The sequence below is a fragment of the Pseudomonas sp. genome (assembly GCF_030147005.1).
Lineage (GTDB): Bacteria > Pseudomonadota > Gammaproteobacteria > Pseudomonadales > Pseudomonadaceae > Aquipseudomonas.
The window spans coordinates 16220-31191 of sequence record NZ_JASLAW010000224.1 but is presented as its reverse complement, the minus strand read 5'-3'; the positions used below and the strand labels follow the sequence as shown (position 1 = coordinate 31191).

Sequence of the window (14972 nt, the reverse complement as noted above, 5' to 3'; positions counted from 1 at the left end):
GACCTGTGGCGAGGGAGCTTGCTCCCGTTGGGGCGCGAAGCGGCCCCAAAAATGGGACTGCTACGCAGTCCAGCGGGAGCAAGCTCCCTCGCCACAGGGACCGGTTCTGTCTTAACTGACTGGCATTAGGGCAAGCCCGCTTCCCACAGTGGGATGCGTTTCAATGCAGGAGCGGGCTTACTCGCGAAGGCGGGGTGTCAGTCAATACCTGTGTAACTGGCAAATCGCATTCGCGAGCAAGCTCGCTCTCACATCAGGTAGTGCAGTGTTTTTTAGAGGGCGATCGGCTTGCGACCGGCAAACGAGTGCGCCAGGGTACCGCCATCCACTAATTCAAGCTCGCCACCCAGCGGCACACCGTGGGCGATACGCGAGGTAATCAAGCCTTTGTTGATCAGCAACTGGGCGATGTAATGCGCGGTTGCTTCACCCTCCACCGTAGGGTTGGTCGCCAGGATCACTTCACTGAAGGTGCCCTGCTGTTCAATCCGCGCCACCAGTTGCGGAATGCCGATAGCTTCCGGCCCCAGGCCGTCCAACGGCGACAAATGACCTTTGAGCACGAAATACCGCCCGCGGTAACCGGTTTGCTCCACCGCATACACATCCATCGGCCCTTCCACCACACACAGCAGTGTGTCGTCGCGGCGTGGGTCGGCGCATTGCGGGCAGAGCTCTTCTTCGGTCAGGGTGCGGCATTGGCGACAGTGACCCACGCCTTCCATGGCCTGGCTCAGGGCCTGGGCCAAGCGGGTGCCGCCGCTGCGATCACGCTCCAGCAGTTGCAGCGCCATGCGCTGGGCGGTTTTCTGGCCGACACCCGGCAGGGTACGCAGGGCGTCGATCAGGTGACGAATCAGGGGGCTGAAGCTCATGGCGAAGGGTCCGACAAAACAACGAGACGCGGTTTATACCCGCGCCTCGGATTAGCGTCAAATGCTCAATCCTGTGCGACGCGCACTACCAACTTGCCGAAGTTGCGTCCCTCGAGCAAACCGATAAACGCTTCAGGCGCCTGTTCCAGGCCGTCGACCACGTCTTCGCGAAACTTGATCTTGCCCTCGCGAACCCATGGCGCCATAGCGCTCAGGAATTCCGGCTGGCGATCACCGTAGTCGTCAAACACGATAAAGCCCTGGATCCGCACACGCTTGGTCAGCAAGGTGCGTTGCAGCGCCGGCAGACGATCCGGGCCACTTGGCGCTTCATGGGCGTTATACCCGGCAATCAGCCCGCACAGGGGAACCCGCGCCTTGGGGTTGAGCAGCGGCATCACGGCATCGAACACCTTGCCACCGACGTTTTCATAATAAATGTCCACGCCATCGGAACAGGCCTGCGCCAGTTCGTTGGCGAAATCTGCACCCTTGTGGTCGATACAGGCATCGAAGCCCAACTCATCCACCACGTAGCGGCACTTGTCCGCACCGCCAGCAATCCCCACCACGCGCAAGCCCTTGAGCTTGGCGACCTGGCCCACCACCGAGCCCACCGCACCGGAGGCCGCCGCCACGACCAGAGTTTCACCGGCCTTGGGCTGGCCGATGTCCATCAGGCCCATGTAGGCGGTCATGCCGGGCATGCCCAGCACACCCAGGGCCATCGACGGGCTGGCCAGGCCGTTGGGCACCGGCATCAGGTTGCGGCCATCGGAAATGCTGTGGCTTTGCCAGCCGGTGGAACCCACCACCAGGTCGCCCACTTCGAATTTCGGATTGCGTGATTGCTCGACACGGCTGACAGCGCCACCGGTCATCACGTCGTCGATTTCCACTGGCGCCGCGTACGACGGCGCGTCGCTCATGCGTCCGCGCATGTAGGGGTCCAGCGACAGGTAGAGCGTCTTGAGCAGCACCTGGCCGTCCGCCAGCTCTGGCAGGTTTACGCGTTCGAGGCGGAAATTTTCCGGGGTCGGCGCGCCTTGAGGGCGCGAGACCAGGACGATGCGTTGGTTCAGCGTCGGTTCTTGAGGCATCAGGGGCTCCTTTAAGCGAATGCATGCGTATAGGGTGCAGACCCTGCTTGCGGCCCCAGGGTTCAGTTGCGATGGGCACAAACAAAAATGCCAGGCACGAGGCCTGGCATTGGAGTGCAGCTAAAGCCTGCCGATCAGAACGGCAGCTTCATACCCGGCGGCAGTTGCATGCCGGCGGTCACGCCGCCCATTTTTTCCTGGCTGTTGGCTTCGATCTTGCGCACCGCGTCGTTGACGGCAGCGGCGAACAAGTCTTCCAGCACTTCACGGTCGTCATCGCTGACGCCCTCGAGCAGGCTTGGGTCGATGCTCACGCGCTTGATGTCGTGACGACCGGTCATCACCACGCTGACCATATCGCCGCCGGCTTTACCGGTGACTTCGGCGCTGGCCAGTTCTTCCTGCATCTTGGCCATCTTTTCCTGCATCTGCTGCGCCTGCTTCATCAGGCCGGCCATGCCACCTTTCATCATGGGAATCACCTCAAAAGTACGTGGATCAAAATAGTCGCCCGGTTTATGACGCCTGGGGCGTCGGGGCTTCGACAGGTTCAATAGTATCGTGACGGACGACCGCACCGAACTGTTGCATCATTTGTTGGATAAGCGGATCAGCCTGGATCGACGCCTCGGCGTCGCGCTGGCGGTTCAGGCGTCGACGCGTCGCGGCCTGGGCCGGGGTTTCCTGCTCGGGCTTGATCAACTCGATGGCGATGGTCAGCGTGCGCCCATGGAACTGGTTGAGCGCATCGTTGAGCCGGCGCTGCTGGGTGGCATTGAACAAGGCGCTGTGGGCCGGGTCCAGGTGCAACAGCCAGTGGTCGCCGTCGATGGCTATCAACGTGCAGTTGGCGGCGATACTGGCGGTCATGCCGGATATCGGCAATTTCGGAAACAATTCCAGCCATTGCAGGGCCAGGCCGGTGGCCGGGGCGGCGGCGGGTTCCACCTCAGGCTCGGGCTCCGGCTCGGCGGTGTGTTCGCTGGCCAGTTCGTCCAAGTAGCTGTAGGCCGAATCCATGTCCGGCTCAATGTAGTCTTCGTCCAACGGCGGTTCGTCGTCGAGGTCGATGCCGGGGGTGGCGGCCTCAACCTGGGCGACGGTCGGCTCCGGCACGGGCGCAGATACCCACTCCGGAGCATCCGGCACCACGCTGTCCGGTGTCGGCGCGGGCATTGGCGTCAGTTCGGGCTGCTCGCCGGCAGTGTCCAGCACCGGCTCCACGGCGGGCTGTTGCTCGGGCTCGACGGGCGCTTCAACCGGGTCATTCCAGGGCAGGTCGACCACCGGGGCGACGAGCGGCTCAGGCTGCGGCTCGATAACCGGTTCGGGCTCGACCGCCGGGGCGGCAACAACAGGCTCAGGAGCCGCTGCCGGCGCAACCACCACTGGCGCAACCACCGCCGCGCCAGCCACTGGTTTGGCGGAATCAGCTGTGGCCTGGCTGATCCCCACGGGCTTTAGCGGCTGTCTCGGCGCATCCGCCGAGTCGGCAGGCCGGAAGGCCAGCATCCGCAGCAGAACCATCTCGAAGCCACCGCGCGGGTCCGGCGCCAGGGGCAGGTCGCGGCGGCCAATCAGGCCCATCTGGTAATAAAACTGCACATCTTCAGCCGGCAGCGCCTGGGCCAGCGCCAACACGCGGTCGCGGTCGCCATGGCCGTTGTCGACACCCTCAGGCAGCGCCTGAGCGATGGCTACGCGGTGCAGCACATTGAGGATTTCGGAGAGCACGCCGTTCCAGTCCGGACCTTGCTCCGACAAATGGCGCACGGCTTCGAGCAACGCCTTGGCATCGCCCTCGATCAACGCATGCAGCACGTCGAACACCTGGCCGTGGTCCAGGGTGCCGAGCATGGCGCGCACATCGGCGGCCATAACCTTGCCTTCACCAAAGGCGATGGCCTGGTCGGTGAGGCTCATGGCGTCGCGCATCGAACCATCGGCGGCGCGGCCGAGCAGCCACAGCGCGTCGTCTTCGAACGGTACGTTCTCGACGCCCAGCACGTGAGTCAGATGCTCGACCACCCGCTCGGGGGTCATGTTCTTCAGGGAAAATTGCAGGCACCGCGACAAAATCGTCGCGGGAAGTTTCTGCGGGTCGGTGGTCGCCAGGATGAATTTGACGTAGGGCGGCGGCTCTTCCAGGGTTTTCAACAACGCGTTGAAGGAATGGCTGGACAGCATGTGCACTTCGTCGATCAGGTAGACCTTGAAGCGGCCACGGCTCGGTGCGTACTGCACGTTGTCCAGCAGTTCGCGGGTATCTTCGACCTTGGTGCGGCTCGCGGCGTCGATCTCGATCAGGTCGACAAAACGCCCTTCGTCGATCTCGCGGCATACCGAACAGGTGCCGCAAGGTGTCGATGTGATACCGGTTTCGCAATTCAGGCATTTGGCGATGATGCGCGCAATCGTGGTCTTGCCCACCCCACGGGTACCGGTGAACAGGTAGGCGTGGTGCAGCCGTTGGCTGTCCAAGGCATTGATCAGAGCCTTGAGCACATGGGTCTGGCCGACCATTTCGCGGAACGAGCGCGGGCGCCATTTACGTGCAAGAACCTGATAACTCATCGAAAACCGTCGCAACTGGGAAGCGGAAGCCGGTAATGCTAGCGGAGCAAGGGGGAAATTGCATCCGGCACGCTCGTCTAATCTGATCAAGCGCTTGTGATCTGCCCTGAACAGACGGGCGGATCGCCCCGATCATCAGGCGGTATAACGCCCCTCCAGGCTGATCGCGGCCACGCTGGCCAGTACAATCACACCGCCCAGCACCACTTGCAGGGCGATGTGCTCACGCAGCAGCATCGCCGCCAGGGCCATGGCCACCGGCGGGATCAGGTACATCGCCACCGACGCACGGCTGACCTCGACATGTTTCAACACATAGCCCCAGGCCAGGTAGGCCAAGGCACTCGGAAAAATGCCCAGCACCAGCATCGCCAGGTTGTCCGCCGACGATGCCTGCGCCACGGCGGCGGGCAAGCCTGGCAGATTCACGCAGAGCATCAAGGTGCCCGCCCACACCATGTAGCAGGCCATCGTCAGCGGGCTATAACGATGGGCATAGTGCTTCTGAATGGCGAAATACAGGCTCCACGACACCGCCGCCACTAGGATCAGCAAGCCGCGGGGGTCGATATCGCCCACGCCCTGGTCGCCCCATATCACTACAATCACGCCAAGCAAACCGAGCAGCACACAGCTCCAGCGCCACAAGCTGACCCGCTCCTTCAGGCAGAAAAACGCGATCAACACGCTGAACAAGGGCGCCGATTGCGCCAGCACGCTGGATGCCGCCGCCGTCACGAATTGCTGCCCGTAGTTGAGGCTGGTGTGGTGCAGGAACACCCCGAAAAAACTCAACACCAGCAACCACGGCACATCCCCAAGGCGCGGCCGGCCGATGCCCATCATCAACGCCACACCGGCCATGAACACCGATGCAATCAGGAACCGCAGCAGCGCGAGTTGGCCAGGGCTGTAGCTGCGCAGCCCCATGTGCACGCCAATCGGCGAATAGGCCCAACAGAGGATGACGCTGGCGATGACTAGCGTAAGCTTCAGGGGTGACGGATTGTTCATCGAAGGCATCCGGAAACTGGGAAGGAATGCCATCAGTCTTGGCCCGCCCAAGGCGTAGGACAATTAACCGTTTCTGACTTCTGAAATCATTGGAACTGAGCAATGGAACTGGCCCAACTGAACATGGTGCGAGCCGTGGCGCAAACCGGCAGCGTGGCCCAGGCCGCCCTGCGGTTGCACTGTGTACCGTCCAACATCACAACGCGGATCAAGCAGCTGGAAGCCGAGTTGGGCACGCCGCTGTTTATCCGCGCCGGGCGTGGACTGGCGATCAGTGCCGCGGGCGAGATTTTCCTGGATTATTGCGAACGCATCCTGGCCCTGGTGGACGAGTCCAAACGTGCCGTCGCCGCCAATGCCAGGCCTCGGGGGACTTTGCGCATCGGTGCGGTGGAGTCCAGCGCCAGCGGGCGCCTGCCGCCACTGCTGGCGGAATATCATCGGCGCTACCCGGAGGTCAGCCTGGAACTGGTGACCGGTGCCTGGAGCGAATTGCTCGATGACCTGCAACACCACCGCCTGGATGTGGCACTGGTGGCTGCCGGCAACGCCCGCGCCAAGCTCGAACACAGTGTGGTCTACAGCGAGCGCCTTGTGCTGATCGCCAGCGCCAGCAGCGAACCGATCCGCAGCGCCGCCGACCTCGCCGGCCGCACGCTGCTGGTCTGGCCACCCGGCTGCCCTTACCGTGCGGCGCTGGAGAACTGGCTCAAGCCGCATGCATTCCAGCCGGCCGTTGCCAGCTATGCCAGCTGGGGCACGATCATCGGTTGCGTCAGCGCGGGGATTGGCGTGGCGCTGGCGCCGGAAGGCATCCTGGCCCGCTATGAACAGGCCGATCAGTTGGCGTCGTACCGGTTCGACGAGCTGCAGGCGGTGGACAACCTGCTGTTCTGGCATAAAGACACCCAACGGCACCTGGCGCGGGATGCGTTTGCCGGATTGTTGCGTGAGACCTTTGGCTGACCGCCATCAAAAAATATGGGCTCGCGTTGCTGGTGAAATCAGCTTTTAGGGGCCGACAAACGGCTGTACTGATCCTGGCTTATCCAGCCGGTAAAGGAACGATCCTCGGCATTGATGAACTCGACCTGGGCCCAGCCGTCCTTGAAGGCCAGCACGCCGACGACGTCATTCTTGACGATATAAGGACGCTTGGCGGCCTTGGCGCTAGGGTTCTTCAGCAGGTAGGCCTTGTCGGCGGACACCTTCACCAGGCCGATCCACTTCTTGCTGGCCGTCTGAGTCAGGTTCAGGCCGGTGGCGATCTCCGGCATCAATACGTTGAGGCAACCAGGATGCTGGCGGCCCTGCTCCACCGTCAGGGTCACGCCGTCCGAGGAGGGTGCCACGCTGCCGGGGTAGGCTTCGTCTTGCCAGGTGGTCAACGCGGCGGGCTCGCCCTGCAGGTAGAACGAGCAACCGCGCGTCACACCCTCGCCCATCTCTTCGGCGTAATAGCCTTCAACCTGGTGCCCAGGGGTCACCGCCAGCATCAACCCTTCGTAGCGGCCTGAATGCAGCGCGGTCGAACCGGCAAAGGCAGGCGCTGCGGCGCACAACGACAACACACCCATCGCTAGAAAACGGATCATCTTATTTTTTCCCTTCAAGTTTCTCGTAGGCTTTTTGCATAAGGACGTCATAGTTGCCGTAGTCCTTGCCGTTGTAATTGCGGGCCATGGAAGTGAAGTCCTTGGCTTTCATGGCCGTCATCAACGCTGGACTCTTGCTGCAAAAGCCGAGGAACGCCTTGAGCTGATTGCCGGCATTCACCTTCAATGCCGCAACGAACTCAAACACCGTCTTGTAACCGCATGAACCGTAGTTGAACCCCATGACTTGAAACATGCCCCAGGAGGCCGACATCAGCGCGGCTTCCTGGTCCAGCGCAAAGGCAGTGGCCATGGTTTCCCAAGCCTTGATCTGGTCCTTGTTATTGATCTGCCACTGCGGTCCGGCCTTTACCTTGTAGGGGTAAGACAGCAGCGGGTGCGCCTGGTCGTAAATGTTCTTGGTGTATTTGCGAAACAGATGCCCTTCAAAGGCAATCACCGGCAACTTGGCCGGCCCGAAGCCCGAACGCCCACCGGATTCCACAGTGGCAAACGCTTTGATGATATTCACCGTAATGCCGCCACCCAACTGAGTGGCCGCGTGTTGGAAGTCTGTCTCGCTGAGGGTCATGCCCCCGTCGCACGTGGCCTGGAGCATCAATTGACGGTTGCGTCGCTCGGCCTCGATCATCGCACGCATGCGTTCCAGGTACACATTGACCGTGGCCTGCACCGCATCCCCCGAGTTGTTGCCGAACGTATTCAGAAAGGTCGGGATGCGCACGCTCGGGAAAGCCTTCACCGGCACTTTCACCGCTTCTTCGATCAGGCTGTTGAACGTGCGGCCCGTGGGGTCAATTACCCCGTCGGGGTGAGCATATTTGAGATGACGGAACTGGTACTGGCTGATGCACTGCACCAACTGGCCGTCGCATTTACCGTTTTCGGCCAGCGGAAAACCCAGCTTGGGAATGATCAGATTGAACAGATACTGGATGCACTGCACATCAGCGGGCAAATTGCGGGCTTTACCTGGAGCGCCGACCGAAGCACTGATAAGACGGGGCAACCCTTGCAGGCTTTTCATCACAGACATCCTTGTTGGCTAATAGAGTGATAACACTTCGATATCAAACCGACCTCTTGTCATACTCTGAAACAAGCGGCTGGCGGAAACTACCAAGGTGGATTTGGGTTGTCCAGCGGGCGTTCCAAAAGCTGTGAGGAAGCCCTCAATGCGCAAGGACGGACACGCCGCTGGTGAGGCATTCCCCATGTATCGGCTCCAATCCCGTCGGGCCGCCATCAGTAGCCGTGCGTCTCGCGAAACCCCTGATAGGTGTGATAGCCGAGCCATTCGACCACATCGTAAGGAACGTAAAGCTGTTGCTTTGCGCGGGAGATTGCGATGTATACGGCGCAAATCCTCTGGTCGAACGCGTAGGCATCCTTGAACTTCACGTTGGTCAGCAGCTCAGGCGTCAGCAGGACCCGGTCGAATTCCATGCCGCCCGCCTCTTGCGCCTGCATCAGCAGGCAGCGCTTGCCAGGCACACCGCTCAGCCGGTTCAAGCGTGTGATATCCGCCACGTTGAAGCCTTTCTCCAGCTCACTTTCAACCCATAGGAACGACTCGTCGAACTGGCTGGCATCGCGAACCTGTTGCCAGTCGTCCATGTCGCTGAAATACGGATGCGGGCCGTTTTCGTTGTGCTCGTTGCTGTAGAACTGCGGCTTGAACAAGGCAATGACGCTGGTCATGAAGCGTTGCAGATCCTGCTGCGCCGTGGTGTCGGGGAAACCGAACGGGCAGTTGGCCTGCTGCAGCTGGATGGCCCACTTCATGGTGTCCCAGTGGGACGCGGTCAATACCACGCAGCCTTCCGGCGGCACAAAGCCCTGAGGGTAATGTTCGATGCCGACGTCGGCATCCCGGGCGCCTTCGAACGGGGTCTTGCACTTTTGCGAGTGCACGCTGATCAGTGGGTTGACCAGGCGCTCGACGTTGCGTCCCGAGCGCACGGAATAATTGATGTCCGCATGCCGGACTTCGCGCTTTCTCCTGACCATCACCCCACTGGCCAACTGGTACTCATCGCCGAGGGTGATCAGCACCTGACGACCGCGCTCGATGATCTGCAGTAACGATGGCGGGATGTCCTGGCTTTCGTCGATCAATACATGGGTGTACCGGGGCGGCACCACGCAGCCTTCGACGCTTGCGCGCTTGATCAGCAACAGCGCCGCGAAGTCCGTCTGGCCGGCCCATTGCGGGTTGGCTTCCAGGTAAGTCCACAAGCGGCTGGAATACTCCAACAGCACTTGGGCATCTACGTTCGACAGCGGCTGCTTGAAATGCGGCAAATGCCTGGCCGACAAGCTGTGATGGCTGGAGTGGCAATAACGCTCAAGCACCTTCAGGCAGATAGCCAGCGTCGCCGGGCCATCGTGGGCTCGCCAGCCATGGATATCCAGGCTCTGCGCCACATCATCCTTGCCGGGCGTTCGGGCCGGCGCGTGCTGCGCGGGTGGTCGCGGCCCTTGCAACAGCGCTCTGGCGAATGCGGCGAAGGTTGAGCCGGCGTTGCTGTCTTGCGCCAACCCCATGCGTTCGCGCAGCGTCGCCAGCTTGGCTCCCGTACGCGCCAGCACCAGGGTCTGAGCGGGCCGCAAACACTCCATCAAGGCGCCGAGCAGGTGGCTCTTGCCGATGCCGGCATAGCCCTGGACATGCAGGTCTTCGTTGAGGTTGGCGCGAAAGGTGCGCACCAACTTGTCCTGGGCCGGGCTGAGCCAGCGTTCGCGGTGCCGGGGCGTGATCATCTGCTGACTGAACGGATCATTGCTGCGCAGATGGCGGACCTTGTAGCAGATATCCCATTTGCCCGTGGGCAGCAGGTAGTCCCGCGCCGCGACTTCTTCAGCCGACAGCAGGCGCAGGTTCACATTCTTGAGCGCATTAAAACCGAAGTACAACTTGCGCGGATCAAACAGCCGCTGGGCTTCGGACAGCAACGTCGCGCCACCTGACGGCGCGGTGTCCACCGCCCACCCGATCAGCTTGGCCAGCACGCGCTCGGCACCCGCGCAGGTCAGGTCTTTTTCCGCGGCCTGGGCCAGGTTCTGAATGACCAGTACCGCGGCCAGCTCCGGGTCTGTCAGGCCGACAAGGGCCTTGGCGCCGTCCGCTCCGAGCAAGGCCGTGCAGGTTTCGTCCGTGACGGGCAGGAATACAGGGCTGGCTAAATCAAAATGTTCCGGTTGCATAGTTCCTCGCAGCCAGGGGCCGACGTACGTCGCGGGAGTCAGGCATTGTCGTGGCTGTTCAGTTCGAATCGATAGTCGCCCAGCGAACCCGACATACCCCCGCGACCCGCTTGAGCCCCAGGCGTCAGCGCATTGATCTGTTGCTGGAGTTCGAAGACAGCCATGTCGAGCAGCCTGCGCAAGTCTTCGGCATTGTGCGCAGCCACATTCAATTGCAGCGTGCAGGCGCCCGTAAGAGGTGGCGGCACCGGTTCGGCGCTCGGCGCGGGCTCATCGCTCACGTCAGCAGCGCGGATCATCTCGGCCTGGCTGAGGATCTCGGCGTGCTCGTCGTCCATGAGGTCCAGCACCCTCGACAACTCCAGGGTCTGTTCAGGGTGCGATTGAATACGGTCTTTGATCGCCAGGCGCCGCATTTGCCACTCGCGCAGTTTTTCGCGGGTGAGGTCGTCCACTTTTTCCACGGGTACTGTCTCCGAATGCCGGGCACTGGAGTATGCCGCCATGGACCGCCCGATGGCAGATAGCGTAAATGCGATTTTTGAATTGAATGGGAGTTGAGTCTGAAGAGGTGCTGCAAGAAGAGCGTTATGGAGGCAACCCCACCAGCCACACCCCGGCACACAATGTTCCCGCTGTGGCTGCTGCCTTCCGGCTCTGACCAGGTTCACGGGTAATCGTTGCGGGGGGACCGATGGGGTCACCATAACGACGCTGCCTCTCGGCAAGCCGCGCCATTGTACCCATCTCATCGGAAGTTACAACCGTTGGTTCCGGATTAAAAAATGAGAAGGCTCAAGCACTTGCCATAACCCATCCGCTTTGCCGCCCTCTTCCTGAATGACCAGGTGAATAAAGTGCAACTTGGCAATCACCGCCGACGGCAACACGAAGGGGTAAAAATCCGGCTGGCCCATGCTGCGCGACAATTCGTTGAGCGTACCGGCCAGTTCGATTCAGGTGTTGACGAAGAACAGGAATGCCGCGCCGCCAGGGTGTTCGGGGTCGTACAGCGTGGTCGGGGGAAACGGCTGGTAATCCAGCTCCATTTCTCGGGCGCTCATGCCCAAACCCAAGGCGGTGTCGACCGCGTCCATCATATGCAGGTAATGCGCCCAGGTTTCAGCCCAACCTTCCCAAGGGTGCATGGTGGCGTAAGCGCTGACGCAGGTGTGCTGCCAGTCCGGGCGCGCGCCGTTCCGGTAGTGCTGGTCAAGCGTGTCGGCGTAACTGGCGCGTTCGTCGCCGAACAGGTTGCGAAACGGCTCAAGCCAGTGGCTGTTGGCGATCAGGCGATCCCAGTAATAGTGGCCGACTTCATGGTGAAAGTAACCGAACAACGTGCGGTAGGGTTCGCGCATCTGTACGCGCACCGTTTCACGATGGGCGTCGTCGGCTTCCTTGATGTCGAGGGTGATCAGGCCGTTTGCATGGCCGGTCATGGGCGCATTGCCTTGCAGGTCAACGCCGACGAAGTCGAACGCTAGGCCGATGTCTTCGTTGACGCTTTTAGGCACCCAGGCTGATCAGTTGTGCCATCAGTCGACGCTTGGCGTCTCCACCTTGCGCCAGCACTCGGGATTTTCCGGAAGGGACAAGTCGGGGATGGTGCGGTTCAGGCTGCAGGCCACGCACAGGGCCGAGGTGCTGTGAGCCGGGATCAGCCAGTTACAGGCGGCCGGGGTCTGGAGGTTGGCGAAGCGGCGAAAGGCGCCCGCGTCGAGGTTGTCGTCCATCAGCCAAGTCGACTGCAGGGCCTGGTTGCAGTGAGGACAAGCGGCTTTGCCGGGAGTGGTAGCCCAGCAGCGCCGAGCAGGCCAGGCATTGGCTGTTGCGAAAGAACAAGGACTGGCCGCAGCGGCATCGCCATACCTTGCTGTTACGCGAAGATCCGGCCATGAACGGTGCAGCGATACGCGTACTGAGTTGATCAAACTAGCGGAATATGGCGATCTCTTCCGGGGTGATTGAGACTAGATCAATTACCGTTCAGGATCGTTCCACTCGGATGGAATACCGCCTTTGCCCAATGTAGGAGCGAGCTTGCTATCGAAGGTCGTTAACGATAACGCGGGGTGCCTGATCCAACGCTGCGCACTCCGGTTCTTCGCGAGCAAGCTCGCTCCTACAGTGTTCTAAAGCGTTTCACACGGTGATGTTGTGCCTGGCCAGGAAGGCGACGAAGGCTTCTTCGTCGAGCACTTTGAGGCCCAACTCGGTGGCCTTGGCCAGCTTTGAACCTGCGCCCGGCCCGGCCACTACGCAATGGGTCTTCGCCGAAACGGAACCGGCCACTTTGGCGCCGAGGCTTTCCAGTTTGTCCTTGGCCACATCGCGGCTCATCAATTCCAGCGAGCCGGTGAGTACCCAGGTATGCCCGGCTTCCGGCAGGCCTTCGACGACCTTTTTCTCGCTCTGCCAGTGCATGCCGAAGTCCTTGAGCTGCTGCTCGATGGCCAGGGCATGGCGGGCGTTGTCGGGATTGTCGAAGAACTCGCGCACGGCCTTGGCCTGCTTCTCGGGCAGGGCTTGGCGCATATCCAGCCAGTCGGCCTTGATCACGCCTTCGAGGCTGCCGAACTTGTCCGCCAGTTTCTGCGCCGCGCCCGGCCCCACCGAGGGTACGTGCAGCTTGTCGAGCAGGCCGCCCAAGGTGGTGCTGGCGGCGAATTCGGGGCTCAGGTCGCCCTGCTCCTGCAATTGCAGGGCGCATTCGTCGGGCGAGAGCAGCGCGCCGATCACGGCCTGGTTATGGCTGTCTTCAAAGAAGCTATGGATCTCGTACGCCACTTCCAGGCCCACATCCGGCAAGTACGTGAGCACTTGCGGCAATGCCTTCTGCACACGTTCCAGGGAGGCCAGGGAGCGCGCCAGCACCTTGGCGGTCTCCTCGCCCACATCGGGAATGCCCAGGGCATAGATAAATCGCGCCAGGGTGGGCGTCTTGCTGTTTTCGATGGCGGCGATCAGCTTTTTGCTGGAAATATCGGCGAAGCCTTCCAGGTCGATGATCTGTTCATACTTGAGCTTGTACAGGTCGGCCGGCGAACCGATGAGTTTTTCATCCACCAGTTGCTCGATGGTCTTGTCGCCCAGGCCGTCGATGTCCATGGCGCGGCGCGAGACGAAATGAATGATCGCCTGCTTGAGCTGCGCGCCACAGGCCAGGCGCCCGACGCAACGGTACACCGCGCCCTCGCTGACGGTTTCCTTGCCCTTGCTGCGCTTGACAAGTTGCGTGCGCTCCACGTGAGAGCCGCACACCGGGCAGCGCTCGGGGATCTGCACGGCACGAGCGTGTTCCGGACGACGCTCGGTAACCACCGACACCACCTGCGGGATCACATCCCCGGCGCGGCGGATGATCACCGTGTCACCAATCATCAGGCCCAGGCGCGCCACTTCGTCCATGTTGTGCAGGGTGGCGTTGGACACCGTCACGCCGGCGACCTTGACCGGCTGCAAACGGGCCACGGGTGTGACGGCACCGGTGCGACCGACTTGAAATTCCACGTCGAGCAGCTCGGTCAGCTCTTCCATGGCCGGGAATTTATGCGCGATGGCCCAGCGCGGTTCGCGGGCGCGGAAGCCAAGTTCGCGCTGGGAGGCGATGCTGTTGACCTTGAACACCACCCCGTCGATTTCATACGACAGGCTGTTACGCCGCTCGCCGATATCGCGGTAATAGTCCAGGCACTCCTGGATACCCTTGGCCAGTTTCAGCTCATGGCTGATCGGCATGCCCCACTTCTGCAACTGCTTCAGGTTGCCGATATGGGTGTCGCTGATATCCGCCGTCACCTGGCCGATGCCATAGCAGCAGAATTCCAGCGGGCGGCTGGCGGTGATCTTCGAATCCAGTTGGCGCAGGCTACCGGCGGCGGCGTTGCGCGGGTTGGCGAAGGTCTTGCCGCCGACTTCCAGTTGCGAGGCGTTCAGGCGCTCGAACCCGGCCTTGGACATGAACACTTCACCACGCACTTCCAGGGTGGCCGGCCAGCCGCTGCCGTGCAGCTTCAACGGGATGTTGCGCACGGTGCGCACATTGACGCTGATGTCTTCACCGGTGGTACCGTCGCCACGGGTTGCGCCGCGTACCAATTCACCGTCCTGATACAACAGGCTGACCGCCAGGCCGTCCAGCTTCGGTTCGCAACTGTACTCGACGCCGCTGAACAGGTCGCCGGCCGGCAGATCGAGCCCCTCGGTCACCCGGCGATCGAATTCCAGCATGGTCGCCTCATCGAAGGCGTTGCCCAGGCTGAGCATCGGGATCTCATGCCTGACTTGAGTAAACGCCGACAGCGCCGCACTGCCGACCCGCTGCGTCGGCGAATCACGCGTCACCAGCTCCGGGTGTTCGGCCTCCAGGGCCTTGAGCTCATGGAACAACCGGTCGTACTCGACGTCCGGAATGCTCGGCTCGTCGAGGACGTGGTAGCGGTAATTGTGCTGATCCAGTTCAGCGCGCAGTTCGAGGATTCGGGTATGGGCGGCGGTCATGGGTGTTCTCTCATAAAGCAAAAGAGCAGCCGAAGCTGCTCAATATGTTAGTGCGCTTATTCTACTGACAACGCCGAAGCGCA

At 61.6% G+C, this 14972-nt stretch carries 11 protein-coding genes, 1 other RNA gene and 1 pseudogene; 1 reads left to right on the top strand and 12 read right to left on the bottom strand.

From position 1 onward, the window contains the following. Window positions 1-272: 272 nt before the first annotated feature. The 5 genes from recR to Q1V60_RS21305 form a co-directional block, all read right to left on the bottom strand. A complete protein-coding gene (gene recR / locus Q1V60_RS21325) occupies window positions 273-875 on the bottom strand; it encodes a recombination mediator RecR (RefSeq protein WP_300634403.1) in 603 nt (200 codons plus the stop codon). A gap of 65 nt (window positions 876-940) precedes the next feature. Further along, window positions 941-1975 carry an NADP-dependent oxidoreductase gene (locus tag Q1V60_RS21320; RefSeq protein ID WP_300634400.1) on the bottom strand — a complete coding sequence of 345 codons (1035 nt, stop codon included), beginning with the start codon at window positions 1973-1975 and terminating at the stop codon, window positions 941-943. 134 nt (window positions 1976-2109) lie between these two features. Further along, window positions 2110-2448 (bottom strand): YbaB/EbfC family nucleoid-associated protein, encoded by a 339-nt coding sequence (locus Q1V60_RS21315; protein WP_300634397.1) that lies wholly within the window; start codon window positions 2446-2448, stop codon window positions 2110-2112. A 43-nt stretch (window positions 2449-2491) separates the two neighbouring features. After that, entirely contained in the window at window positions 2492-4549 is a 2058-nt protein-coding gene (dnaX, locus tag Q1V60_RS21310) for a DNA polymerase III subunit gamma/tau (protein ID WP_300634395.1), read from the bottom strand. A gap of 135 nt (window positions 4550-4684) precedes the next feature. Continuing rightward, entirely contained in the window at window positions 4685-5563 is an 879-nt protein-coding gene (locus Q1V60_RS21305) for a DMT family transporter (protein WP_300634393.1), read from the bottom strand. Window positions 5564-5665: 102 nt separating this feature from the next. Between Q1V60_RS21305 and Q1V60_RS21300 the strand changes: the two genes are divergently transcribed. Further along, window positions 5666-6529: a LysR substrate-binding domain-containing protein gene (locus Q1V60_RS21300; RefSeq protein ID WP_300634392.1), complete on the top strand. Its 864-nt coding sequence runs from the start codon at window positions 5666-5668 to the stop codon at window positions 6527-6529. 38 nt (window positions 6530-6567) lie between these two features. Here Q1V60_RS21300 and Q1V60_RS21295 read toward each other — a convergent pair whose 3' ends face one another. From Q1V60_RS21295 to ligA, 7 genes and pseudogenes are all read right to left on the bottom strand, one after another. Next, window positions 6568-7158, bottom strand: coding sequence for a hypothetical protein (locus Q1V60_RS21295; RefSeq protein ID WP_300634390.1), 591 nt, complete (start codon window positions 7156-7158; stop codon window positions 6568-6570). A 1-nt stretch (window position 7159) separates the two neighbouring features. Further along, window positions 7160-8206 (bottom strand): N-acetylmuramidase family protein, encoded by a 1047-nt coding sequence (locus Q1V60_RS21290; RefSeq protein WP_300634388.1) that lies wholly within the window; start codon window positions 8204-8206, stop codon window positions 7160-7162. Window positions 8207-8424: 218 nt separating this feature from the next. Next, complete coding sequence (locus Q1V60_RS21285; RefSeq protein WP_300634386.1) at window positions 8425-10386, bottom strand: AAA family ATPase; 1962 nt, start codon at window positions 10384-10386, stop codon at window positions 8425-8427. A 38-nt stretch (window positions 10387-10424) separates the two neighbouring features. Continuing rightward, on the bottom strand, window positions 10425-10850 hold the full coding sequence (locus Q1V60_RS21280; protein WP_300634384.1) for a hypothetical protein: 426 nt from the start codon (window positions 10848-10850) through the stop codon (window positions 10425-10427). Between the two features lie 136 nt (window positions 10851-10986). Continuing rightward, window positions 10987-11083: signal recognition particle sRNA small type (gene ffs / locus Q1V60_RS21275), an RNA gene on the bottom strand. A gap of 61 nt (window positions 11084-11144) precedes the next feature. Beyond that, window positions 11145-12285, bottom strand: a pseudogene (locus Q1V60_RS21270) (putative zinc-binding metallopeptidase). Between the two features lie 246 nt (window positions 12286-12531). Beyond that, window positions 12532-14889: an NAD-dependent DNA ligase LigA gene (ligA, locus tag Q1V60_RS21265; protein WP_300634382.1), complete on the bottom strand. Its 2358-nt coding sequence runs from the start codon at window positions 14887-14889 to the stop codon at window positions 12532-12534. Between the last annotated feature and the right edge of the window lie 83 nt (window positions 14890-14972).

Coding starts and splice junctions, on each gene's coding strand:
- Q1V60_RS21290 (WP_300634388.1), bottom strand. CDS start 8,206: ATGAAAAGCCTGCAAGGGTTGCCCCGTCTTATCAGTGCTTCGGTCGGC.
- Q1V60_RS21300 (WP_300634392.1), top strand. CDS start 5,666: ATGGAACTGGCCCAACTGAACATGGTGCGAGCCGTGGCGCAAACCGGC.
- ligA (WP_300634382.1), bottom strand. CDS start 14,889: ATGACCGCCGCCCATACCCGAATCCTCGAACTGCGCGCTGAACTGGAT.
- Q1V60_RS21295 (WP_300634390.1), bottom strand. CDS start 7,158: ATGATCCGTTTTCTAGCGATGGGTGTGTTGTCGTTGTGCGCCGCAGCG.
- recR (WP_300634403.1), bottom strand. CDS start 875: ATGAGCTTCAGCCCCCTGATTCGTCACCTGATCGACGCCCTGCGTACC.
- Q1V60_RS21315 (WP_300634397.1), bottom strand. CDS start 2,448: ATGATGAAAGGTGGCATGGCCGGCCTGATGAAGCAGGCGCAGCAGATG.
- Q1V60_RS21285 (WP_300634386.1), bottom strand. CDS start 10,386: ATGCAACCGGAACATTTTGATTTAGCCAGCCCTGTATTCCTGCCCGTC.
- dnaX (WP_300634395.1), bottom strand. CDS start 4,549: ATGAGTTATCAGGTTCTTGCACGTAAATGGCGCCCGCGCTCGTTCCGC.
- Q1V60_RS21305 (WP_300634393.1), bottom strand. CDS start 5,563: ATGAACAATCCGTCACCCCTGAAGCTTACGCTAGTCATCGCCAGCGTC.
- Q1V60_RS21320 (WP_300634400.1), bottom strand. CDS start 1,975: ATGCCTCAAGAACCGACGCTGAACCAACGCATCGTCCTGGTCTCGCGC.